This is a genomic window from Kitasatospora sp. NPDC018619, assembly GCF_044391605.1.
Lineage (GTDB): Bacteria > Actinomycetota > Actinomycetes > Streptomycetales > Streptomycetaceae > Kitasatospora.
Genome location: NZ_JBISAI010000009.1, coordinates 308,047 through 331,721, shown reverse-complemented (window position 1 = coordinate 331,721; position 23,675 = coordinate 308,047). Strand labels below are relative to the sequence as shown.

Annotated in this window: 16 protein-coding genes, 1 tRNA gene and 2 CRISPR repeat arrays; of the genes, 14 read left to right on the top strand and 3 right to left on the bottom strand. The window is 75.0% G+C overall.

Features of this window, described 5'->3' with window-relative positions:
• Positions 1 to 123: 123 nt before the first annotated feature.
• The gene (locus ACH5AR_RS17365; RefSeq protein ID WP_396302263.1) at positions 124 to 1,641 is read right to left on the bottom strand and encodes a purine-cytosine permease family protein; all 1,518 of its coding nucleotides are present in this window, start codon (positions 1,639 to 1,641) and stop codon (positions 124 to 126) included.
• A 212-nt stretch (positions 1,642 to 1,853) separates the two neighbouring features.
• Between ACH5AR_RS17365 and ACH5AR_RS17360 the strand changes: the two genes are divergently transcribed.
• The 7 genes from ACH5AR_RS17360 (at position 1,854) to ACH5AR_RS17330 (ending at position 8,133) form a co-directional block, all read left to right on the top strand.
• Positions 1,854 to 2,825: an alpha/beta hydrolase gene (locus tag ACH5AR_RS17360; protein WP_396302262.1), complete on the top strand. Its 972-nt coding sequence runs from the start codon at positions 1,854 to 1,856 to the stop codon at positions 2,823 to 2,825.
• Positions 2,826 to 2,908: 83 nt separating this feature from the next.
• The gene (locus ACH5AR_RS17355) at positions 2,909 to 3,745 is read left to right on the top strand and encodes a spermidine synthase (RefSeq protein ID WP_396302261.1); all 837 of its coding nucleotides are present in this window, start codon (positions 2,909 to 2,911) and stop codon (positions 3,743 to 3,745) included.
• A gap of 153 nt (positions 3,746 to 3,898) precedes the next feature.
• Positions 3,899 to 4,402: a hypothetical protein gene (locus ACH5AR_RS17350; protein ID WP_396302274.1), complete on the top strand. Its 504-nt coding sequence runs from the start codon at positions 3,899 to 3,901 to the stop codon at positions 4,400 to 4,402.
• Between the two features lie 213 nt (positions 4,403 to 4,615).
• Entirely contained in the window at positions 4,616 to 5,431 is an 816-nt protein-coding gene (locus tag ACH5AR_RS17345; RefSeq protein ID WP_396302260.1) for a class I SAM-dependent methyltransferase, read from the top strand.
• A gap of 201 nt (positions 5,432 to 5,632) precedes the next feature.
• Complete coding sequence (locus ACH5AR_RS17340; protein WP_396302259.1) at positions 5,633 to 6,295, top strand: DedA family protein; 663 nt, start codon at positions 5,633 to 5,635, stop codon at positions 6,293 to 6,295.
• Positions 6,296 to 6,489: 194 nt separating this feature from the next.
• Positions 6,490 to 7,161, top strand: coding sequence for an O-methyltransferase (locus tag ACH5AR_RS17335; protein ID WP_396302258.1), 672 nt, complete (start codon positions 6,490 to 6,492; stop codon positions 7,159 to 7,161).
• 72 nt (positions 7,162 to 7,233) lie between these two features.
• On the top strand, positions 7,234 to 8,133 hold the full coding sequence (locus ACH5AR_RS17330; RefSeq protein ID WP_396302257.1) for a Gfo/Idh/MocA family protein: 900 nt from the start codon (positions 7,234 to 7,236) through the stop codon (positions 8,131 to 8,133).
• Between the two features lie 101 nt (positions 8,134 to 8,234).
• On the opposite strand, the gene ACH5AR_RS17325 is transcribed toward ACH5AR_RS17330, so the two are convergent.
• On the bottom strand, positions 8,235 to 9,350 hold the full coding sequence (locus ACH5AR_RS17325) for a hypothetical protein (RefSeq protein WP_396302256.1): 1,116 nt from the start codon (positions 9,348 to 9,350) through the stop codon (positions 8,235 to 8,237).
• A 216-nt stretch (positions 9,351 to 9,566) separates the two neighbouring features.
• Between ACH5AR_RS17325 and ACH5AR_RS17320 the strand changes: the two genes are divergently transcribed.
• The 4 genes from ACH5AR_RS17320 (at position 9,567) to ACH5AR_RS17305 (ending at position 16,763) form a co-directional block, all read left to right on the top strand.
• Positions 9,567 to 9,929 carry a hypothetical protein gene (locus tag ACH5AR_RS17320; protein ID WP_396302255.1) on the top strand — a complete coding sequence of 121 codons (363 nt, stop codon included), beginning with the start codon at positions 9,567 to 9,569 and terminating at the stop codon, positions 9,927 to 9,929.
• A gap of 535 nt (positions 9,930 to 10,464) precedes the next feature.
• Complete coding sequence (locus tag ACH5AR_RS17315; protein ID WP_396302254.1) at positions 10,465 to 11,442, top strand: hypothetical protein; 978 nt, start codon at positions 10,465 to 10,467, stop codon at positions 11,440 to 11,442.
• 91 nt (positions 11,443 to 11,533) lie between these two features.
• Positions 11,534 to 13,447: a DNA/RNA helicase domain-containing protein gene (locus ACH5AR_RS17310; protein ID WP_396302253.1), complete on the top strand. Its 1,914-nt coding sequence runs from the start codon at positions 11,534 to 11,536 to the stop codon at positions 13,445 to 13,447.
• A 307-nt stretch (positions 13,448 to 13,754) separates the two neighbouring features.
• Complete coding sequence (locus ACH5AR_RS17305) at positions 13,755 to 16,763, top strand: ATP-binding protein (RefSeq protein WP_396302252.1); 3,009 nt, start codon at positions 13,755 to 13,757, stop codon at positions 16,761 to 16,763.
• Positions 16,764 to 17,082: 319 nt separating this feature from the next.
• On the opposite strand, the gene ACH5AR_RS17300 is transcribed toward ACH5AR_RS17305, so the two are convergent.
• Positions 17,083 to 17,634: a TetR/AcrR family transcriptional regulator gene (locus tag ACH5AR_RS17300; protein ID WP_396302273.1), complete on the bottom strand. Its 552-nt coding sequence runs from the start codon at positions 17,632 to 17,634 to the stop codon at positions 17,083 to 17,085.
• 185 nt (positions 17,635 to 17,819) lie between these two features.
• On the opposite strand from ACH5AR_RS17300, the gene ACH5AR_RS17295 reads away from it, so the two are divergent.
• From ACH5AR_RS17295 to ACH5AR_RS17285, 3 genes are all read left to right on the top strand, one after another.
• Positions 17,820 to 18,338, top strand: coding sequence for a GNAT family N-acetyltransferase (locus ACH5AR_RS17295; RefSeq protein WP_396302251.1), 519 nt, complete (start codon positions 17,820 to 17,822; stop codon positions 18,336 to 18,338).
• 163 nt (positions 18,339 to 18,501) lie between these two features.
• A tRNA-Ser gene (locus ACH5AR_RS17290) sits at positions 18,502 to 18,574 on the top strand.
• Between the two features lie 3 nt (positions 18,575 to 18,577).
• Complete coding sequence (locus ACH5AR_RS17285; RefSeq protein WP_396302250.1) at positions 18,578 to 20,851, top strand: hypothetical protein; 2,274 nt, start codon at positions 18,578 to 18,580, stop codon at positions 20,849 to 20,851.
• Between the two features lie 65 nt (positions 20,852 to 20,916).
• Positions 20,917 to 21,980: direct repeats of the CRISPR family, unit length 29 nt; unit sequence CGGCTGACCCCCGCGGGCGCGGGGAGGAC.
• A 650-nt stretch (positions 21,981 to 22,630) separates the two neighbouring features.
• Positions 22,631 to 23,635: direct repeats of the CRISPR family, unit length 29 nt; unit sequence CGGCTGACCCCCGCGGGTGCGGGGAGGAC.
• Between the last annotated feature and the right edge of the window lie 40 nt (positions 23,636 to 23,675).

Below are 23,675 nucleotides of genomic sequence, written 5' to 3'. Positions count from 1 at the left end.
TAATGGCCACCGGCGAGTCCCTGGTCCACGCTGGGATGAAGCCGTGGTAAAGACCTACCGGTGGCCGAGGCCGTCCGGACGGGGGATCGAGCGCGTCGCTCCGCGGAAGCGCGGCGGGTGCGGTCAGACGGCGGCCCGCTCGGCCCGCCCGCTCTGCTCGGCCCGCTCGTTCTGCTCGGCCCGCCCGCTCTGCTCGGCCCGCTCGGCGGACGCGGCGTCGGCCGGGGTGTTCTCCCGGGGAGCCGGGAGCACGGCCATGATCGCGCCGGAGATCACGATGGTCGCCGCCCAGGCGAGACCGTACCGGCCGATCGGGGTGTCGGAGAGCGGGCCGGCGAACCAGTCGCACCTGGTGAAGGCGAGCCCCAGCAGCAGCGCGAGCACCCAGGACACCATCGCCTGCCAGCAGAAGCCGCCCGCGTACCAGTAGCGGCTGCTCCTGCTGGTGTCCATCAGCGCGGCGGCGTCGTAGCGCACCGCGCGCGACCGGCGCCGGAACATGTCCACCGCGTACACGCCGATCCACGCGGAGAAGGAGACCGCGAGCAGGATCAGGAAGGTGATGAAGGAGCCCAGGAAGCTCTTCGCGACCAGCATCAGCAGCAGGCCGCCGACCAGCGAGATCACCGCGTTGATGCTGACGGCCAGGGCGCGCGGCAGCTTGACGCCCATGGTCTGCGCGGTGAAGCCGGCCGAGTACATGGAGAGGCTGTTGATCAGCAGCATGCCCACGATGGCGGTCAGCAGGTAGGGCACGGCCAGCCAGGTGGGCAGCAGGTCGCCGAGGAAGGAGACCGGGTCGGCGGCCTCCGCCAGGCCGGGCGAGGCCACCGCCATCACGGCGCCCATCAGCACCATCGGCACCATCACCAGGCCCGCACCGGAGACGGTGACGCCGACGATCTTCCGGCCGGAGGCGGCGTGCGGCAGGTAGCGGGTGAAGTCCGGGCCGGTGGGGACCCAGCTGATGCCGCCGGCCGCGATGGTCCCGATGCCGGCGATCATCATCGCGGTGGTGCCCGCGGGCTTGGCGAAGACCTCGCTCCAGTGGATGGTCGCGACCAGGTAGCCCAGCACCAGGACGCTGAAGACGCCGAAGAGGTACGTCGACCAGGTGTTGCAGACGTTCAGCGCCTTCCGGCCCATGCCGGAGACCAGGAAGGTGCAGGCGACGAAGGCGAAGAGCGTGACCACGATCAGCGCGGTGTTGCTCTTGACGCCGAACAGCAGGTCGAGCACGGTCAGCACGGCGTAGGCGCCGGTGACGGCGTTGATCGTCTCCCAGCCGAAGCGGGCGATCCAGAGGATCGCGCCGGGGAAGAGGTTCCCGCGCACCCCGAAGGTGGCCCGGGAGAGGGTCGCTCCGGGCGCCCCGCCCCACTTCCCGGAGACGGAGAGCACGCCGACCATCCCGAACGAGACGAGGGCGGCGCAGGCGGCGACGACCAGCACCTGCCAGAAGTTCAGGCGGTTGAAGACCACCAGGGCCGCACCCATGGTGAGCAGCAGGACGCTGATGTTCGCCGCGACCCAGGTCGGCAGGAGCTCGCGGACCCTGCCCTGGCGCTCGTGGTCGGGCACGGGGTCGATACCGCGGGTCTCTATCGCGCCGTCGGTGTCGACGGTGGACGGGTTGTCCATGAGGGTGGCTCCGGGCGTGTGAAGCGACAGGTGAATCAGGCAAATGGGATATTCATGGAACTCTTCGCGCGTAGCGCGGGAGTTGAGCCATCCTACTTTGCTCCGGATGCTTCCCGAATGGCGCGGTTGTCCGCCGGCGGCCGCGGAGGGCATCGCGATCATCACATCCCCGCGCCCCGTCCCGGCAGGTGACCAGCCAGTACAGTCAGCCCATGGAGTTCCGTGAAGACATCCTGGGTGCCCCCTACGAGGCGGCGGAGCTGGCGCTGCGGCCGGACGACGAAGGGGCGGTCTGCGCGACGCTGGTGCGCCGACCGGTGCCCGGCTCGGAGCGGGCCGTGCTCTACATCCACGGGTACAACGACTACTTCTTCCAGACCAACCTCGCCGACCACTACACCGCGCTCGGCTTCTCCTTCTACGCCCTCGACCTGCGCAAGTACGGCCGCTCCCTGCGCCCGCACCAGTCGCCGAACTTCGTCCGCGACCTCACCGAGTACGACGAGGAGATCGACGAGGCGGTGCGGATCATCCGCGAGGTCGACGGGCACCGGCAGCTGCTGCTGAACGGGCACTCCACCGGCGGGCTGATCGGCGCGCTGTGGGCCGGCCGACGGGCCGGGCGCGGCCTGCTGGACGGGGTGTTCCTCAACTCGCCGTTCCTGTCGATGCCCGCCTCGCAGGCCGTGCGGACCTTCGGCGGGCCCGCCGTGACGGCGATGGGACGGCTCGTGCCGACCCGCGTGCTGCCGTCCGCGCTCAACCCGCACTACACCCACAGCCTGCACAAGGACCACCGGGGCGAGTGGGACTTCGACCTCACCCTCAAGCGCCCGGAGAGCTTCCCGCTGTACGCGGGGTGGCTGGCCGCGATCCACCGGGGGCACCAGCGGCTGCGGCGCGGGCTGGGCATCGACGTGCCGGTGCTGCTGATGGCCTCGACCCGGTCGATCTCCACCACCACCTGGCACCAGGGGCTGCACCACGCCGACGCCGTGCTGCGCGCCGACGACATCGCCGCGCAGGGCCCGCGGCTGGGCCGGCACGTCACCATCGTGCGGATCAAGGGCGGCATGCACGACCTGGTGCTCTCCGGCGAGGCGGCCCGCACCGAGGTGTTCGCGGAACTGGACCGCTGGCTGTCGGCGTACCTGGGCGTCGAGCCGGTGGGGGAGAACGCGTGACCCACGGGCCGGAGGGGCCGGCCGGGCCGGACGGACCGGAAGGGCACCAAGGACCGGAAGACGCCGACGGCCCCGGGGAGCCGGTGCCGGTCGGACGGCGGACCGACCTGGGCTTCGCCAAGCTCATGCCCGACCTCGACCGCGACGGCGGCTGGCTGCTCACCCTGGACGGCACCCCGCAGTCCTACGTCGACCTCGCCGAGCCGACCCACCTGGAGTTCGAGTACACCCGGCGCCTCGGCCACCTCGCCGACGCCCTCGCCCCCGCCGGCGAGCCGCTGGACGTGCTGCACCTCGGCGGCGGCGCGCTCACCCTGCCCCGCTACCTGGCCGCGACCCGGCCCGGCTCGCGGCAGCGGGTGGTGGACGTGGACGGGCCGCTGCTGGACCTGGTCGCCGAGGTGCTGCCCTGGCAGGGCCCCGGCGTGGACGTCACCGCGACCGTCGGCGACGCCCGGGCGGCCCTCGCGGCGACCCCGGCGGGCTCCCAGGACCTGGTGATCGCCGACGTCTTCCACGGTTCGCGAACCCCGGCCCACCTCACCTCGGTGGAGTTCCTGCGCCTCGCGGCGGCCGCGCTGCGCCCCGGCGGCTGCTACGCGGCCAACCTGGCGGACGGCCCGCCGCTGGCCTTCGCCAAGGCGCAGGCGGCGACGGTGCGGGCGGTGTTCCCGTACGCCTGCCTGGTGGCGGAGGCTCCGGTGCTGCGCGGCCGCCGGTACGGCAACATCCTGCTGGCCGGTTCCACCGCGCCGCTGCCGGTGGCCGGGCTGACCAGGCTGCTCGCGGGCGACGTCTTCCCGGCCCGGCTCACCGCGGGGGAGGACCTGGCGGGCCTGGTCGGCCGGACCGCCCCGGTCACGGACGCCGGGGCGACCGACTCCCCGCCCCCGCCGGACGGGGCGTTCGGCATCGGCTGACGGTGCGGTGCGCGGGCCGGTCCCCGCGGCTGCCGCCCGGCGCGGAAAACCGCTGGGCCCGCCCCGCCCCCGCCGGTAGCGTGCGGGGACGACCGAGGGGGTGGGCCGGTGCGGCCGCTGCTGTTGCTGGACGTCGACGGGCCGCTGAACCCGATGGCGGCGAAGCCGTACCGCCGCCCCGAGGGCTACCGGACCCATCGGCTGATGACGCCGCGCTGGGCGGCGGCCGAGCGCCGCCGGCTCGCCTTGTGGGGCCTGCCGGGCAAGCCACCGAAGCCGCTGCGGCTCTGGCTCGCCCCGGCCCACGGGCCGGCCCTGGCCGCGCTGCCGTTCGACCTGGCCTGGGCGACGACCTGGCAGGAGGAGGCCAACGGCTTCATCGCCCCGTTGCTGGGGCTGCCCGCCCTGCCGTCCATCGCCTGGTCCGAGCCGCGGGCCGAGCCGCCCGGCGGGGTGTTCTGGAAGACCCCGGACGTCGTCGCCTGGGTGAAGGGCCGCCCGTTCGCCTGGGTCGACGACCTGGTCACGGACGCGGACCGGGCGTGGGTCGCCGCCCACCACCGCGGTCCGGCGCTCCTGCACCGCATCGATCCGAAGGCCGGGCTGACGGCGGAGGACTTCGCGTTGCTGGCGGACTGGGCGGACCGGCTGGCGTGACCGCCCTGGGGCGCGCGCGGAGCGGTGCCCGCCCCCTCACGCCCGTACCGGGAGTCGGCGCGTCGGCGGACGGGCAGGGGCGGAGGGGGTGTCAGAATCGGCGGGTTCATGCCCACCCGGGGGCCCTGCCAGGGCCACGACGGGACGACGACACCACGATGACGACATCATGACGACGACACCACGACGGACCACGGCGGCAGGAGCGAGCGGATGAGTGGCGGCGGGGAGCGGCCGGAGCTGGGGCAGGTGCCGGAGACGGCGTTGTGGACCCTGTGGCACCGGGCGGTGGAGGCGCGGCGGCCGGACACCGTGCTGCCGGACCCGAAGGCGGTCGAGCTGGTGGAGCGGATCGACTACCCCTTCGCGGCGCGGTTCGGGGAGAACGCCCTGGTGAGCCAGGTCCAGGCGCTGCGGGCGGCCTGCTTCGACCGCGAGGCGGCCGACTTCCTGGCCCGCTGCCCGCGCGGCACCGTGGTCGGGCTCGGCGACGGCCTGGAGACCCAGGCCTGGCGGGTCGACAACGGCCGGGCGACCTGGCTGTCGGTGGACCTGCCGGAGAGCGCCGCGCTGCGCCGTCGCCTGCTGCCGCCGGACGAGCGGCACCGGATCGTCGCCCGCTCGGCCACCGACCCGGGCTGGATGGACGAGGTCGACCCGGCGAACGGGGTGCTGATCAGCGCCCAGGGCCTGCTGATGTACCTGCGCCCGCCGGAGGTCCGCGCCCTGATCGCGGCCTGCGCCGAGCGCTTCCCCGGCGGGGCGATGGTGCTGGACACGGTGCCGCGCTGGTTCAGCCGGCGGGCCGTCGAGGGCAGGCTGCGCGCCCGGCACTACCAGGCGCCGCCGATGCCGTTCGGGATGGACGCGGACGAGCGCGACAAGCTGGCCGGCGCCCACCCGGGGGTCACCGACGTGCGCGAGGTGTACCCGGAGGGCGGGCGGCCCCCGGTGAGCGCCCTGCTGCCGTTCGTGCGCCGGATCAGGCGGCGCCCGTCGGTGGTCGCGCTGCGTTTTGCCGAATCTTGAAGGAACGCCGGTCGACCTGGAACCATGGCGCGGGGGCGGACGTCGTAACCACGGGTGATGGGCCGGGGGGACAGGCCGCCCGGCACGTTAGGCTCGTTCCGGGGGAGCGGCCTGGGTGCCGCCATCGGACGAACTGCCGGGACGGGCGCGCGGCTCCAGGAGGAGCGCGGCCGGTCCCGTCCTGCCACGGAGGGACTGGCCTTGCACATCGACGCCTGGATCGAGGGCATTCCGCCGACCGCGGTGTACGCCGTGGTCGGTCTGATCATCGGGCTGGAGTCGCTGGGCATTCCCTTGCCCGGGGAGATCGCCCTGGTCACGGCGTCCCTCATGGCGGTCAAGGGTGTGGTGAGCCCGTGGGGCGTCGCGATCTGCGCGATCGTCGGCGCGATCGTCGGTGACTCGATCGGGTACTCGATCGGGCGCAAGGGGGGCAAGCCGCTCTTCGAGAAGCTGGGACGCAAGTTCCCCAAGCACTTCGGGCCCTCGCACCTGGCCACCGCCGAGCGCTCCTTCCAGAAGTGGGGCATGTGGGCCGTCTTCTTCGGCCGGTTCATCGCCCTGCTGCGCATCTTCGCCGGCCCGCTCGCGGGCGCGCTGAAGATGCCGTACTGGAAGTTCCTGATCGCCAACGTGCTGGGCGGCGTGGTCTGGGCCGGCGGTACGACGCTGCTGGTCTACAAGGTCGGCAAGAGCATCGAGCCCTGGCTGGCCCGGTTCTCCTGGGCGGGTCTCGGCGCGGCCCTGGTGATCGGCCTGCTGTCGGCCTGGATCATGAAGCGCCGCGCCGCCAAGACGCACGCCAAGATGGAGGCGGAGGAGGCGGCCAGGGCCGCCGCCGCCAAGGAGCCGGTCGCCGACTGACGCCCGCTGCGGCGGCGGTCGCCGACGGCCCCGTTCCGGAGGCGGCCCTGGCCGGAGGCCGCCTGTGCCGGCGGACCTCCTCCCTCCCGCGCGGCCGGCCCGACCGGCCGCCCACCGCCGCCCTCGTGGTGCCCCCGGGCCCTCGGAGTAGCATCGGCCGGGTACCTTGCCGATCTTGCAGTCTGGAGGGCCCGATGGCTTCGCAGCCGACGTGGGATGCCGTGGACGCGTACTTCTCCGAGCAGCTGGTCGGGCACGACCCGGTACTCGAGGGCGCCACCGCCGCCGCCGACGCGGCCGGGCTGCCGAAGATCGCGGTGGCCCCCAACCAGGGCAAGCTGCTGCACCTGCTGGCCCTCACCCAGGGCGCGAAGCGGATCCTGGAGGTCGGCACGCTCGGCGGCTACAGCGCGATCTGGCTCGCCCGCGCGCTGCCCGCGGACGGCACCCTGCTCACCCTGGAGCTGGACCCCCGGCACGCCGAGGTGGCCCGGGGCAACCTGGCGGCCGCCGGGCTGGCCGCCGTCGCCGAGGTGCGGCTCGGGCGCGCCGCCGACTCGCTGGCCGAGCTGGTGGAGCAGGGCGTGGCCCCCTTCGACCTGGTGTTCATCGACGCCGACAAGCCGAGCAACCCGGAGTACTTCCGCCGGGCGCTCCAGCTGACCCGGCCCGGCTCGCTGATCATCGTGGACAACGTGGTGCGCGGCGGCGCCGTCGCCGACGCCGACAGCACCGACCCGGCCGTGGTCGGCACCCGGGCGCTGCACGAGCTGATCGCGGCCGAGCCGACCGTCACCGCGACCTCGGTGCAGACGGTCGGCAGCAAGGGCTACGACGGCTTCACGCTGGCCCGCGTCCGGGACTGAGCGGCCCGGGCACCCCACCCCCCATCACCAACCCTCCGGACAACCCCCGGAACCCGAAGAAACGGAGCGAACGTGCGGATCGGACTGCTGGGAACCGGCCCCTGGGCGGGCCGGGTGCACGCGCCCGTCCTGGCCGAGCACCCCGGGCTGGAGTTCACCGGCGTCTGGGGCCGCCGACCGGAGGCGGCCGAGGAACTGGGCGCCGCACACGGCGTCCCCGGGTACGCGGACCTCGACCGGCTGCTGGCCGAGGTGGACGCGGTGTCCGTCGCGCTGCCCCCGACCGTGCAGGCGGGGCTCGCGGTGCGGGCCGCCGAGGCCGGCTGCCACCTGCTGCTGGACAAGCCGGTCGCGCTGACCGTGCGGGCCGCCGAGGCCGTGGCCGAGGCGGTGCGCCAGCACGAGGTCGCCTCGGTGGTCTTCTTCACCGTGCGCTTCGGCGGTGAGCAGATCCCGTGGATCGAGCGCCAGGCGGAGCTCGGCGGCTGGTTCACCGGCCGCTCGGACTGGCTCGGCTCGGTGTTCGCGCCCGGCAGCACCAGCCCGTACGCCGACTCGCCGTGGCGCCGCGAGAAGGGCGCGCTGTGGGATGTCGGCCCGCACGCGCTGTCCGTGCTGCTGCCGGTGCTGGGCGACGCGACGCAGGTGACGGCGGCGGCCGGGCCGCTGGACACCGTCCACCTGGTGGTGCGGCACGCCGGCGGCGCCTCCAGCACCCTCGCGCTCAGCCTGACGGCGCCGCTCGCGGCGGGCGGCACGGGCATGGAGCTGCGCGGCGAGCACGGCGTGGCGCGGCTGCCCGAGCGCGGCGAGGGCCCGCACGCGGCGCTGCACCGGGCGCTGGACGCCCTCCTGGCCTCGGCGGCCTCCGGCCGTCCGCACCCGTGCGGGGTGGACTTCGGCCTGCGGGTGGTGGAGATCCTGGTCGCCGCCGAGCGCTCGCTGGCCGGCGGCGGGCCGGTGGACGTCTGACGGTGGAGCGGGCGGGGGCACCGGCGGCACCGTAGTCGTTTGGCGTCGCTGTCCGTCCTCGCTCGTCGCAGGTCGAGCGAGGAGGTCCGCCGCCTTACGGATCAGCTCGGTGGCAGCGGCGGCAGTGGCGGGACGGTGGAGGGGCGGCGGTCGGTGGGGCGGGTCGGCGGGATGACGGGGGCGCGGAAGTCGCGCGGGCCGGTCCACAGCGCCGGGACGGCGTCGCTGCGGCGCGCCAGCTCGTACGCCAGCGCCTCGTAGTTGACCCGCCAGCCGTGGAAGTGCGGCCAGGCCTCCTCGACCGGGCGTTCGCGCGGGAACCCGGAGGCGCTGATCATCGCGACGGCGCCCAGGTACTCGGCGTAGGTCAGCCGGATCGGGACGTCCGGGTCCGGGTCCGGGTCGAAGCCGATCCGCAGCGAGCGGGCGATGTCGCGCATCGCGGTGAACCCGGCCCTGATCACCAGCCGGGCCTCGGGCGGGGCCGACCGCGGGCAGAGCGCCAGGTGCAGGGCGGCGGCGTCCATCACGGCGATCAGCCCGACCACCCAGCTGCGGTGCGGCTGCGGGGAGCGGAAGGAGAGCAGCACCGGGTAGTTGGAGTGGCTCTCGCCGATGTCGGCGGCCAGCCGCTCCCAGTCCCGGTAGAGCTGGGGCAGCGCCGTCTCGGTGTCCACCAGGGACTGCCGGGCGAGCAGCTCGGGGCCCCAGGCGGGCTCGCCGGCGCGGGACTGCAGCAGTGTCACCTCGGTCTCGCGGCGCTGGTAGGCGGCGTAGAGCGTCGGCAGGTAGGCGATCTGCAGCGCGATGACCAGCGGGCCGCTGGCGGCGGCCAGGAAGTCGATCGCGGAGAGCTGGAGCCGCTCGCCGCTGGCGAAGCCGAGGGTGAACAGGCTGGAGCCGGCCTCGCGCACGGACACCGACCAGCTCAGCTCGGAGGTGCCGTGCAGCAGCAGGGTGTAGGCGGCCAGCATGCAGCCGAGCCACACGCCGAGCATGCCCAGCAGCACCAGCGGCGCGAGCCAGGTGAGCGTCCGGTCCTGCGCGTGGTAGCCGCGGTTCGGCCCGGCGGACAGCCGCAGCAGCGCGCGCAGCACCCGCCAGAGCCGCATCACCAGTGCCGAGTAGAGCCCGCGCGGAACGACCAGCGTGCGCAGGATGCTGCCGACGACCAGTAGGAGCAGCAGCGCGCCGAGCGCGGTCTGGATCATCCTCATGGCGCCATTGTGGCGGTACACGGGGCGTCCGGGGGCCCGGATCCCGCCGGGGCGGCCGGCCCCGGGCGCTGCGGGGCACCGACGGCGGGCCTCCGGGACCGGTTCACGGTGCGGAGTAGGACGACGGTCACATCGCGGCCAGGCACACGTACTGACGTTCCCGCCGCGTCTTGTGGACGGAGGACCGATTTCCCCGAACGCATCGGAGACCCGACTGTGCGTACTCGGGAGGACGGTGCGGCCGACGAGGAGACGTCCGGGCGTCGGCGCTTCCCGTCCCTGCGGATCGACTGCCCGCGCCGCGGCGTGCGCCGCCGGCTCCCGGCCCGGCAGCAGTTGCTGCTGCCGGCCGGCGCCGCCCCGGTGGCCCCGGACGGCCGGATCGTCGCCCGGTACGGCGGTCCCGGCGACCAGGAGCAGGGCTTCAACAGCGCCAACACCACTGCGGTGCCCGTCGGTTCGGCCTTCACCCCGGTGGTGTTCGCGGCCGGGCCCGGCCGGGGGTGCAGCGCCGGCGGGGGCGGGTGGACCCCGGTGACCCCCGCGACCCCCTACGACGGCGACAAGGGGGGAACGTGATGACCCCGGAAGGGCCGTACCGGGGGTGCGACGGAAGGATCGTCACGACCGCCAACGACGGCAAGCCGAACCGGGGCGCCGTCACCTGCGGAACGCCGTCGCGCAGTCCGTCAACGGGGGCCGCTGATGCAGCTCGGCACGGACGTCGGCCGGGACCGGGCGCAGCAGACCGCCACCGACCTGTGCCCGCTCCCCGCCAACCGGGGCGACTTCGTCCCGGCCCTCGGCACCGGCAACTACAGCGGGCAGCTGTCGACGCCGGCCGCCGAGACCCCGCCGCGGCGGCGCCCGGCGCGCTGCCGCCGTGCCCGGGCGACGCCCGATCGAGAGGCAGAGGGCCTCGCGGGGTCCCCCTCACCGGCCCGCGGGGCGAAGGTTCCTGATGCGAGGCCAGCACCCGGTTGTCAGTGCCGTCTGATAGACAGACCCGGTGCCGTCCTCTCCCGTCGCCAGGCGGGACACGCGGCGCGTCCGTCCGAACCGACCAACTCCCCGGCCGCGTGGCAGGGGAGTCGAACTGAGGAGGAGGCACGACGTGTCCGTCGTCGCCGTGTACGTCCCCGTTGCTTCGAAGCGGAACTTCGAGATCGGCCTGCGCGAGTCCATATGGGGCTGGAAGGACGAGACCGCGCGCAAGGCCGAGACTCCGCAGGTGCTGTCCGGGCTGAAGGCCGGAGACTACGTCCTGTTCGGTCACCGGGGGCCGAACGCCCGTGTGTCCCAAGGGGGGTGGGCAGACGCGGTCCTGCGTGAGCTGGCCATCGCCCGGGTCACCGGAGCCGTGTACCGGGAAACGGCCGAGGTCTGGCCCGACGACACCTACCCGGCGCGCGTCCGCCTGGACGTCCTGGACCTCGAGACCGGCGTCGCCGGAGGGCGGCTCGGCGAAGCGGCGATGGAGGCTTTCCGGCTCTCGGCGAACAAGCAGGGGGCTCCGGTCCCGGTGGCCGACCCGGAGGTGATGACCAGGCTGGTCGACTCCATCGAGGAGCAGTCGGACGTGCCCGCCGGGGCTCCTGCGGACGTGCTGCCCGCCGGCGCGACGCAGCCTGCCGGCTGGCACGGGCCGCATTCCGCGCAGGACCAGGACCGCTACCTCGAGCTGGGCGACAACCTGGACCGCCCCGTGGTCGCGCTCGCCCGCCGCGAGCAGGCCCGGCTGCGGCGCGAGAAGTTCAACGGCCGGAGCTTCGTCCGCTGCGACCTCTGCGGGCGGGAGCTGCCCCGGCGGCTCGTCCGCGCGGCGCACGTGCGGAAGCGGTCGCAGAGCAACCTCGAGCAGCGGTCCCACCTGGCGAACGTGATGGCGGCCTGTGTGCTCGGCTGCGACGCCCTGTTCGAGGACGGTTTCGTCCGGGTGTCCTCCGACGGGATCATAGAGGTGACGGAGCGGGCCGCGGCCTCCGCGGACCTCCTCGCGGCGGCGAAGGCGCTCGCGGGCAGGCGCTGCACGGCCCACACACCCGAGAGCGCGGGGTACTTCGACTGGCACTGGACCAACTCGGCCGACTGATGCGGGCCCGGGCGTGAACGCCGGCGGCCCGCGCCGCCGGGCGTCCACGCCCGCTGTCGGTGCTGTCCGCCGGTGATGGTATTCATCGATCATGTACCTACACCGGGGGAGCATCGACCACACGGCGCGGCGGGTCGCGCAGCCGGACTTCATGGCCGCCTGCGCGGCGCGGTTCCGCAGCCTGCACGGCGCGGTGCCGGGGGAGGACGAGGTCGGCAGCTGGCGGCGGAGCTGGCCGGTGCTCCTCGACGTGCTGGTGCGCGCCGGGCTGGGCGGCCTGGAGGTCCTGCTGGAACTGTCGCTGCCGGGGACGGGCGAGCGCGTCGACGCGGCCGTCGTCGGTCAGGACGAGGACGGCACCCTGACGGTCGTGGTCGTCGAGTTGAAGCAGTGGACCTCCGCGCGGCCCGCACCGGGGGACCGGACGATGCTGGAGGTCGGTCGGCGTACGGTGTCCCACCCGGCCCGCCAGGTCGGCGGATACGTCCACTACCTGCGGGACTGGGTCGACGGCGGGAGCGGCGTACGGGCGAGGGGCACGGTGGTCCTGCACAACGCCTCCGCCGACCTGGTCGAACGCCTGCGGGCGATGGTGCCGTCCGGCTCCCCGAGCGCCGAGTTCCCCCTGCTGGGCCGTGACGACCTCGTGGGTGGCGGGTCCGCGGACGACCTGGCGCACCGCCTCGGCTGCGGCGGCCTGGTGCCCGCGCGGAGCGGTGCCGTCGACCGGCTCCTCGCCGGTGAGCACCGGCCGTCCGAGCGCGTCCTGGAGCGGCTGGCCGCCAACATCGAGGGCCGGCGCCCGTTCCGTCTGATCGGTGAACAGGACCGGGCCCGGCTCGCGATCCTGGACGCCGTCCAGGAGGCGGCCGCAGGCGAGGGCGTCCTCGGCGCCGCACGGGAGCGCCGGCCCGGGGGCATGGTCGTGGTCACCGGTGGGCCCGGTACCGGCAAGACGGCGATCGCCGCCCGCGTCATGGGCGAACTGTGCCGGATGCCGCGGCGCAACCCCCGTTTGCTGACGCCCTCCGGCGCCCTCACCCGGCAGCTGCGGCGACTGCTGAGCGAGGACTTCCGAGGCCTCGTCGCGACCTACAAGGACACGGCACCCGGCGGGCTGGACAAGAACAGCGTGGTCCTCCTCGACGAGGCGCACCGCGCCACCACCTACCCGCACCAGCGCGGCAGCGGTTTCCCGGTGTCCCTGCGCAACCTTCTCGACCGGGTCGGTGTCCTGGTCCTGTTCCTCGACGAGCGCCAGATCGTTCGCCCCACGGAGGGCCTCACCAGAGACGAACTCGCCCGCTACGCCCGGGAGTCAGGGGTGGCGTACCGGCACGTCGACCTGGAGACCCAGTTCCGCTGCAACGGTTCCCAGGCCTACCACCAGTGGGCGGACCTCCTGTTCTCCCCGGCCGGCGCCACGCGGCCGTGGGACGGCGGGAACTACGACCTGGCCGTGGCCGAGGACCCGGAGGCGCTCGCCTCCTGGGTCGACGACCACACCGCCCAGGGCCGCAGCGCCCGGATCACCGCGGGGTTCTGCTGGCCCTGGGAAGCGGGCGCCGTCCCCCCACTGGAGCCGGAGGTCGCCATCCGGTGGCACGGCCCGGACCACACCGAACGCTCCTGGGCCCGCCCCTGGAACCTGCGTGCCGAGCAGCCCGTCCCCGGTTTCCCCGATGTCCCCGCCCGCCCCTTCTGGGCGACCGACCGTGGCGGGCACGACCAGGTCGGCTGCATCTACACCGCCCAAGGCCTGGAGTACGCCTTCGGCGCCGTCATCCTGGGCGGCGACCTGGTCCGCCGCGGGGACCGCTGGCAGGCTCACCCCGAGGCCAGCCACGACAACAGGCAGCTGCGGACCCTGCCGCCGGAGCAGTACCTGCGGTACGCGCTGAACACCTACCGCGTCCTCGCGACCCGCGCCACCCACGGCACCCGCCTCTACTCCACCGACCCCGAGACCCAGGCCTACCTCGCCTTCCTGCTGCCCGGTGCCTGACCGCCTGGCCCGTACCCCGCCGAAGGCGCGTCGGCGCGGCCGGGGGCCCGCGGCAGGTGGTCAGAGCCGGTGACCAGTGCCCACTGGTCCGCCGCAACCGCTGAGCAGCCGGTCGCCGGAGGTGCTCAACCGCAGGCCCGAGGAGATCCTGCTCGCCTGAGGTCCCGGGAAAGCCGACCGTGGACTGCCCGAAGGGCGGGCGAGGGGCGGTGGCCGTGGTTGATCGGGGCGCGGGCTAGTGTCATGGTCGTGCCGCGGGCGGCCGGTGCTGCTCGGTCGGGCGGCCGGGGCGGGCCTCGGTGCGGTCGTGAGCTCTGAGGGACTGAAGCGGATGAAGATGACGTTCGGGCTGCTGGGGCCCCTGACGGTCGCCGTGGACTCGGTGCCGCAGGCGCTGCCGCGGGCCACCGTGCTGCGGGGGCTGCTGGGTGCCCTGCTGCTCGCGGAGGGGGAGCGGCTGCCGGTGGGCCGGCTGCTGGACCTCGTGTGGGCCGACCAGGAGGACCAGGTCGGCCGGGGCGCGGTGCACACCGGGATGTCGCGGCTGCGGACCTGGCTCGGGCGGTTCGGGGACGAGACGGTGCTGCTGGAGTCCGACGCGCAGGGCTACCGGCTGGTGACCGGGCCGGACGCGGTGGACCTCGGGCGCTTCCGGCGGCTCGCCGCCGACGGCGACGCGGCCGCGGCGATCGGGCTGCGGCGCGGGCCGGTGCTGGCCGGCCTGGAGCGGGTCAACCGGGACGACCCGCTGGTGGCGTCCGTGGAGGGCGAGGTGCGCGCCACGGCCCTGCTGCTGGCCCGCTCCGCCCTGGCCGCCGGTACGGCCCGGACGGCCCTGCCCGCCCTGACGGCGCTCGCCGAGGAGCTCCCGTTCGACGAGCCCGTGCAGGCCGCCCTGCTGGAGCTGCTGGCGGCGGACGGCCGGGCCGCCGAGGCGCTGCGCCGCTTCCAGGCGCTGCGCCGACGGCTGTCCGAGGAGCTCGGGATCGAGCCGGGCGAGCAGGTGCAGAAGGTCTTCCTGGCACTGCTGGCGCAGGACCGCCAGGGCGTCCGCGCCGAGCCGGGGCAGCCCCGCGTGCCCTCCCAACTCCCGCGGGACATCCCCGATTTCACCGGGCGGGACGAGCAGGTCCGGCTCGTGCTGGACGCCCTGGCGGCCGGCCGGGTGCCGGTGGTCGCCGGGATGGGCGGCATCGGCAAGACGGCGCTGGCCGTGCACGCCGCCCACCGCGCCGCCGCCGACTACCCGGACGGCCGGCTGTACGCGGACCTGCGAGGGGCCGACGAGTCGCCCGCCGACCCGGCCGGCGTCCTCGCCGCCTTCCTGCGCGCCCTCGGCGCCGACCCCCGGGAGATCCCGCCCTCCCTGGAGGAGCGCTCCGCGCTGTACCGCACCCTGCTGGCCGGCCGCCGCACGCTCGTCCTGCTCGACAACGCCGCCGGGGAGCAGCAGCTCGGCCCGCTGCTCCCGGGCACGGCCGCCGGCGGGGAACGCCCCGGCGCCCGCTCGGCCGTCCTCGTCACCAGCCGGGCCGCGCTGACCGCCCTGCCCGGCTCCCTCCTCGTCGACCTGCACGAACTCGAAGCGCCGCAGGCCCGGACCCTGCTGCGCCGGATCCTCGGGGACGACCGGGTCGCTGCCGAGCCGGTGGCCGCCGCCCAGATCGTCGAGCTGTGCGGCGGCATGCCGCTGGCCGTCCGCATCGCCGGGGCCCGGCTGGCCGCCCGCCCCCGCTGGACCCTCGCCCGGCTCGCCCACCTGCTGCGCGACGAGCGGCGGCGGCTGGACGAGCTGGCCGCGGGGAACCTGGCCGTACGGGCCGGCTTCGCCGTCGGCTACGCCCGGCTGTCGGAGCCGACCCGCCGCACCTTCCGGCTGCTCGGACTGCTCGACGCGCCCGACTTCGCCCCCTGGGCCGCGGCCGCACTGGCGGGCATCCCGCTGGAGCAGGCCGAGCGGCAGCTGGAGGAGCTGATCGACGCCCAGCTCCTCCAGGAGACCGGCGCGGAGCCCCATCTGCGCTACCGCTTCCACGACCTCGTCCGGCTCTACGCGCGCGAGCACGCCGAGGCGACGGACGAGCCGGCCACCCGCGCCGCCGCCCTCGAACGGGCCTTCGGCGCCTGGCTCTGGCTGGCCGAGCAGGCCGCCGACCAGGTGCCCGGCCCGTGCTTCGCGCCGATCCACGGCCCGGCGCCGCGCCACCCGATGCCGTCCGGCGTCGCGGCGGCGCTGCTGGACGACCCGACGGCCTGGTTCGACGCCGAGCAGCCGGCCCTGACCGCGAGCGCCCGGCAGGCCGCCGCGCTGCGCATGGTGCCGGTCGCCTGGGACCTCGCCGCCTGCCTGGAGAAGTACTGCGACGTGCGCGGCCTGTACGACGAGTGGCGCACCACCCACGTGGCCGTCCTCCAGGCCTGCCGGTCGGTCGGCGACGTCCTGGGCGCCGCCGTGCTCACCCGCGGCCTGATCGAGGTGACCACCTGGACCACCCCGGCCCACGGGGCCGGGACGACCGTCGACCTGGAGGACGGCAGCGAGACGATGGTCGCCCTGGAGGACCGCGCCCGGCACCTGCGGGGGCTGTTCGAGCAGGTCGGGGAGGAGCGCGGGGCCGCCGACGCCCTCGTCCTGACCGCCTGGAGCCTGGTGGCGCAGGGCCGCGAGCAGGAGGCGCTGGAGGCGGGCCACCGCGCACTGGAGCTCGCCGCCGACCACGACCACCCGGGCGGCGAGGCCCGCGCCCACCAGATCATCGCCATCGCCTACGGCGAGACCGACCTCGACCGTACGATCGAGCACCTCACCGAGACCCTGCGGCTGGCCCGGCTGATCGGCAACACCCGTTTCGAGGCGACGGCGATCCAGTTCCTGGGAGCCGCCCACGGCCGGGCCGGGCAGGTGGAGCGCGGCAGCGAGCTGCTGCTCCGCTCGCTCGCGATGGCCCGCTGCCTGCGGGACAGCTACCTGGAGGCGTTCTCGCTGCTCTACCTGGCCACCCTGTACGCGGGCGCCGGCGACGACCGCGCCCGGGAGACGGCCGAGGCCGCGCTGGCCATCGCCCGCCGCTTCGACCTGGGGCACCACCTCGCCCAGGCCCTCGGAATCCTCGGGGAGCTGGACCTGGCGGCGGGGGACCACGCCTCGGCCGTTGCCCACCTGGAGGAGTCCGTGCTGATGTGGCGGGCCCGCGGCTGGCGCTCCTTTCTCGCGGAGGCGCTGCGCGGGCTCGGCCGGGCGTACGAGGCGGCGGGACTGCCGGAGTCGGCGGCGCGGGTGTTCGACGAGGCGCGGGAGCTGAGCGACATCCGGTAGGCGGCGACATCCGGTAGGTGGCGGGCGGGATCCGGTGGCGGGTGTCCGCAGCCGGGGCGGTCGGGCGGTCGAGTGGTCGGGTGGTCGGGTGGGGCTGGGTCGGCGGTCGGTCGGCGGTGGGTCAGTGGTCGGTCAGTCATCGGTAAGCGATCGGTAAGGCTCCGCTGCGTACGATCGATCCCCACGGCGCAGGACGGTCGCAGATGCCCGGCGGCAGGCCGGGGGGCGACGAGCCTGATCCGTCCACGCGCCGGACGGACTGCCGGTCGGGTCCGCGCAGGGGACGGACCCGGCCGGCAGTCCGTCCGTAAGGCCGTCCTCAGTCGAAGGTGGCGTCGAGGAAGGTGCGCCAGGCGGCGTGGACGCGCTCGGCGTGGGAGTCGTCGGAGCTGGGGGAGCCGTCGGTACGGTCTTCGGCACGGTCGTCGGCGAGCAGGTCCAGCAGCAGGCCGCGCAGGACGGCGAGCACCACGGTGGGGTCGGCCCGGGTGCCGTCGAGGACGCGTGCCAGCGGCGGCAGCCACTCCTCCAGGGAGGCGGTGCCGAAGTCCCGCCACGGCTCGCTGTGACCGAAGGCGCGGACGTACCCCTCGAAGAACAGCCGCAGCGCTCCCCGGCGCCCGGGGTCGGTCACCCACGCCCAGAGCAGTTCGAGGGTCTCGCGGGCGCAGCCGCCCTGGGCCTCGGAGCGTTCCAGCAGCGCGAGTTGCTCGGCCCGTCCGGCCGCCAGGACCTCGCGGACCAGCTGCTCCTTCGAGCCGAACAGGTACAGCAGCACGCGCGGGCTGGATCCGATCCCGGCCGCGAGCGGGCGCAGGGAGAGGTCGGAGACGTTGTGCTCGGCGACGTAGCGCACGGTCGCGGCGAGGATCTCCTCCCGGCGCGGGGACGGTCGCGAGGACGGCCGCGGGGACGGCTGTGGAGACCGCGTGGACGAAGGCGAGGACGACGGCGGGGCCGAAGGAGAGGACGAAGGCCGGGAGGACGCGTTGGCGGAGGCGGACACGTGCTCTATCCTTCCACTGAAACGACTGTTTCAGTGGAAGGGGAGGCCGCATGGCCGCCGTCGCACCCGGAACCGCGACCATCCGCGAGGCCCTCCGCCCCGGAGACCTCGGCGCCGTCGCCGCCCTGCACGGGGTCCTCTATGCCCGCGAGTACGGCATGGACCAGACCATGGAGGCCTATGCCGCCACCGGCATGGCCGAGTTGGTCGTGGCCCGGGCCCGCGAGGGCGGCGCGGCACCCGGCTGCCTGTGGGTCGCCGAGGTCGACGGCCGGGTGGTCGGTGCCACCGGCCTGACCCGGGCGGAGGAGCGCCCCGGCTGGGGCCGGCTGCGGTGGGTGATCCTCGACCCGGAAGCCCGGGGCCGGGGGCTCGGCCGACGGCTGCTGGAGACGGCCCTGGACGAGGCCCGCGCCCGCTCCTACGAGGGCGTGCTGCTCTGGACGGTGGCCGGCCTCCAGGCCGCCCACCACCTCTACGCGACGGCTGGTTTCGAGCTCACCGTCTCCCGCCCCGTCCGCATGTTCGGCCTCGATACGGTCGAGCAGCGGATGGACCTGAGGTTCTGAGGACAGGGCGGGCGGCGGCGGAGTCACCGGACGGCGTCCACCGGGCTGCTCCTTCCCGCCGTCGGGGCGTCCACTGCGCCTCCGACACCGGAGGCCACCGCCCCGAGCGGCCCCGAAAAACGCGTTGAGCCCGCACGCGCCGATCACCTACGCTCACGCCCATCGGCGTGTAGCTCAGCAAGGAGAGCACCGGGCTTGAGACCCGGAGGGCGCAGGGGCGGAACCTGCCACGTCGGCTTATGGACGACGACGCTGATCAGCAGCACTCCACCGGGGCCGGGGCCGGGGCCGGGGCCGGGATCGGGGTATCCACGGGGTACCCGCAGCGCGAGCTCGCCCGGGCCCTGCTCACCTCGCTGGCCCACCCCGACGCTGGGACCAGGCACCGGGCCGCGGACCGCGCCCACCGCTGGCGCGCCGTGCTCGCCGCCGCCGCCGACGGACGCCTGACGGTCGGCTCACGCACCCCGCTGCCCGGGCGGCCCGCCTGGGTGACGCCCGAGGTCGTCCGCGGCGGCTTCGCCACCTCCGCCGAGAGCGCCGCCGGACCGCTCCAGCCGTACGAGCGCGAGGCCGCGGCCCTCGCCGGGGTGCCGGCCGACCGCGGGGCCCTCTTCGCCCACTGCCTCACCGAGCCGGGCCTGGCCCGGCTCTACGCGCTCCTCGACAGCGGCCGCTACGAGGTCACCGTCCCCGAGGAGGCGGCGCTGCTGACGGTCGCCTGGCTCGTCCGGGCCGGGGACACCGCCGCCGCGCTCGACCTCCTCGACACCCTCGGACCGCACGCCGCCCGGCTGCGCTTCACGCCCCGGCCGTCCGCACTGCCCGCCCCGGACCCGGAGGCGGTGCACCGGCGGACGGTCGGCGACGCCGTCGACTCGCTCGTCCGCCGCCGCCCGAACGCCGCCGTGGAGGCACAGCGCGAGGCGCTCGCCGTCTGGCAGCCGTTCGGCGACCGGCTGCTCACCCACTGGCTGGAGAGCGCCGACGGCACCGGGCGGGTGCCCGCGGCCGTACCCGACGGGCCCTGGCGGCGGCGCGGCGCCCGACTGCTGCGCCAGTACCGGGAACTCGCCGCCACCCACACCCGCTGCACCAGCCACCGCAACCCGAAGCAGAACCTCGGCATCCTGCGCGGCGCCCTCGAAGAAGCCGTCGCCGGACGGCCGTTGGACGCCCGCCGGCTGGGACTGCTGCGGCACGCGGTGGACTCCATGGTGCGCCGCCGCGGCCGGCCCGGCTCCACGCGGCACACCGACCTGCGCGCCCGCCAGGCCGTCGAGGCGGCCCGGCCCTCGCACCACGACCTCGCCCAGCTCGTGCTGCGCCGCCTCGCCGTACAGCCCCAGGAAGCGGGCGCCGCCGACGTCGAACCGCTGGTCGCCGACGTCTCCGCCGCCGAGGCCGCCGAAACCGGACTGCCCGTCGGCGCACCCGTGCCCGCGGCGGTCCGCCACGTCGTGGAAGCCACCCTGAGCGCCCCGATCGGCACCCTGGTGGAGCACGGCGTCGTGCCCTCGGCCGAAGTCCTGGCCGAACTCGTCCCGCAACTCGTCGCCGCCACCAGCGCCGAGGCCTACCCGGACGCGGCGCTGCGCACCCTCGCCGCCGCCAACTACCGGGCCTTCCGCAACCGCCGCTCGCTGCTCCTGCTGAACCTCGCCTCCCAGCTGCGGGTCGAGGAACTGCCCTGGGTACGGGCGGTGGCCGCCCACCGCACCGACGAGGACGGCCGCGGGCCCGCGCTCACCGCCCTCCGGCGGCTCGGCGAACTGGCCGTCCAGTCCTTCCCCGGCACCCTGCTGCCCAACCCGCTCGTGCGCGAACTCGGCGTGCTCGCACGCCAGTCGGGCATCGAGGTGCCGCTGGTGGAGGAACTGGCGGCGGACATCTTCGTCGGCCGGTTCACCCCGAAGTTCCTCGCCGCGGCGGGCATCGCCGCGGACCTGCTCGGCGGCACGCTGTACGAGCGCTACTACGGCATCGACTACGCGGCCCTGCGGGAGCTGGACGGGGCGGACGCCTTCGCCCGACTGTGCACCCGGCGCGCCGACGTGGGCGCGGGCTGGTCGGTCGCCGCCAACGGGAAGGTCATCGAACAGGCCCAGATCCTCACCACCCACAACCTCGCCACCCTGGTCGCCCGGGTGGGCATCGGCCCCCGCCCCGGCTGGGAGGACCTCGCCCGCCGCGCCTTCACCACCGTCTGCCGCACGACGGCCCGCATCCAGGGCAACCCGCGCCCGCTCGCCACGATCAAGGACGCGGCCTACGCCTGGCGCCAGATGGTCTTCCACCTCTCCCTCTGCGACCCGAAGGCGCAGTCCCGCACCATCGCCGCCCTGCCCGCAGCAGCCGCCCGCCACCCCGCCCACGTATCCGCCCGCCTCGCCCCCGCCCTCACCTACCTCCACCAAGCCGCCACCGGCACCCCACCCACCCACAGCGCCGGCCGCCCCCTCCTCGCCTGGACCACCGGCCCCCACTGGCTCCGCCAGCCCCCGCCGGCCTGACACCCCCCGGGGCCCGGCAGGCGCGGGGAGGAGGAGGCCGAAGCCGTCCGCGAGGCCACCGCGTTCGGCTGACCCCCGCGGGTGCAGGGAGGAGTCCATAAGGTCACCATCACCGCGCCACGTCAGCGGCTGACCCCCGCGGGTGCGGGGAGGACGGTCTCCGTTGGACTGTCCCAGGACAGGCCGGCGGCTGACCCCCGCGGGCGCGGGGAGGACTCGAGGCCCGGTACGAAACTGGGCACGTGAGCGGCTGACCCCTGCGGGCGCGGGGAGGACCCCACGCGCTGCGGCGTCTCGTCCAGGGCGATCGGCTGACCCCCGCGGGCGCGGGGAGGACCGCTCCCCCCACGACTCCGGCGGTTAGCCGACCGGCTGACCCCCGCGGGCGCGGGGAGGACATCTCGTGGGCCCAGATGGTGGCCTCGACGCCCGGCTGACCCCCGCGGGCGCGGGGAGGACGGATCAGGGCGGTTTCGGTGCGGGTCATGCGCCGGCTGACCCCCGCGGGCGCGGGGAGGACGCACGGCCCGGGAGACGGCCGACGAGCACCTGCGGCTGACCCCGCGGGCGCGGGGAGGACCTGCGGTTCGCGAGCGAGCAGTATCGGCAGTACGGCTGACCCCCGCGGGCGCGGGGAGGACAGATCACCAAGGCCCTCCCCGAGCTGACCCTCCGGCTGACCCCCGCGGGCGCGGGGAGGACTTCTCCGCCGAGATCCCGTTCGAGTGGGGTGACGGCTGACCCCCGCGGGCGCGGGGAGGACCGCGTCGGCACCCTCGCCTCCCTGCCCGCCGCCGGCTGACCCCCGCGGGCGCGGGGAGGACCAGGCCCGCCCGTGGGGCACCGTGACCCCCGACGGCTGACCCCCGCGGGCGCGGGGAGGACGCATCCGCCTGGTTCCAGTGCGTGAGCCGGTCCGGCTGACCCCCGCGGGCGCGGGGAGGACGCCTCTGCTGCCTTGGGGTCCTGCCCCGCCTGCGGCTGACCCCCGCGGGCGCGGGGAGGACGGCCTGGTCGAGTCCCTCGGCCCGGCCGGCACCGGCTGACCCCCGCGGGCGCGGGGAGGACCCGATGTCCTCGATCTCGCGGGCGGAGAAGTCCGGCTGACCCCCGCGGGCGCGGGGAGGACACTTTCTGATCTGGGGCGATAGAGCGGCTTTGCGGTTTCTTTGCAAACCTTGGCGTGGTGCTGCTCGACACTATCAGTGCTCCCGAAGGGTTGTTGCGGTGTCAAAGCGCCTGCTACGTCGAGCTGTGGTGAGTCGTCGTATGGGCGAGCATGGCTTGGCGGCACGTCAAACCAGACTGCTGGGTCCCACTGGGGTTCAGCGGTCCAGGTCCGTGCACGGTGGCGGTACTGGTTCGGGGTGTGGACGTATGCCGTGTCAGGTGATGTGCTGCAGCAGAGCCTCGGTTTCCGGCGCCGTGCCTCCACGGCCTTCCGAGCCTGCGCGTGGTTGTCGAACTGGGCATGGGGCGGACTACGTAGGTGGTTAAACGCCGGACCAGCCGCTGCGGCGATGTCGTTGGCCTCGAAGGTGATGGGTGGGTCGGGCAGCCCAGGGAGTTTCGGGACTGCCTGCTCGAGTGCTGCGAGGAGGTGCGGATGCCGCTGGGGACCTGGTGGGAGCCGGTCGTCGGGATGGCGGCGTACGGCCCGAGCGAACCTCTACCTTCGTTGCCGGACCGGCTGCGCAGGAAGTCGGCCGGTCCGACTCCCTGCGCAGCCGGTGCGACCTGAGGGGACGGGGAGCGCAGGCCGCGTATGACGCTGCTCTCCGGTGGGCCCCCGCAGATGCGTGGAGGACAGCGGAACGGAGCTGTGGACCGCGACGACGGCGGGAGACCCCCGCGGATGCGGGGAGGACTACACCTCGTACGGCACCACGCCTGCAGACGGCGACTGACCCCCGCGGATGCGGGGAGGACCCCGGAACGCCCGCAGACGGCTGCGGCGGCTACGGCTGACCCCCGCGGGTGCGGGGAGGACGGTGGGCGTACCAGCGCCGGATGGACCGGATGCGACTGACCCCCGCGGGTGCGGGGAGGACCGTCGGCGGACGGCACGACGGACACCAACTGCCGGCTGACCCCCGCGGGTGCGGGGAGGACCCCGACCCCGACAACCCGGAGGAGTTCCCCGCCTGGCTGACCCCCGCGGGTGCGGGGAGGACATGCGCCGGTACCAGAGACCGACGTACTCCGCCGGCTGACCCCCGCGGGTGCGGGGAGGACGCCAGGGCCTCGCGGGCGGCACGGGTGAGGGACGGCTGACCCCCGCGGGTGCGGGGAGGACACGCGCAGGTCACCGACCTTCCGCACCGCACGCGGCTGACCCCCGCGGGTGCGGGGAGGACGGTGCGTTCGCGCAATGGAGGAACCCCGCCAGCGGCTGACCCCCGCGGGTGCGGGGAGGACGTCGGGTCACCCACGAACGAGGCGACCGCCCCCGGCTGACCCCCGCGGGTGCGGGGAGGACGCCGGGATCCGCGGTCGGCTGAGGGCCCACAGCGGCTGACCCCCGCGGGTGCGGGGAGGACGAGCGTGTACTCCGCCGGCTCGATCTCCGCTCCGGCTGACCCCCGCGGGTGCGGGGAGGACGGACCGGACGCCTTGGCCGGAGGTGCGGGCGGCGGCTGACCCCCGCGGGTGCGGGGAGGACGCCCACCGGTTCCGCAGGATGACGAGCATCGGCGGCTGACCCCCGCGGGTGCGGGGAGGACCCCATTGATGACGCGCACCATCCCGAACGATCCGGCTGACCCCCGCGGGTGCGGGGAGGACACTTGTTGACCTGGGGCGATAGAGCGGCTTTGCGGTTTCT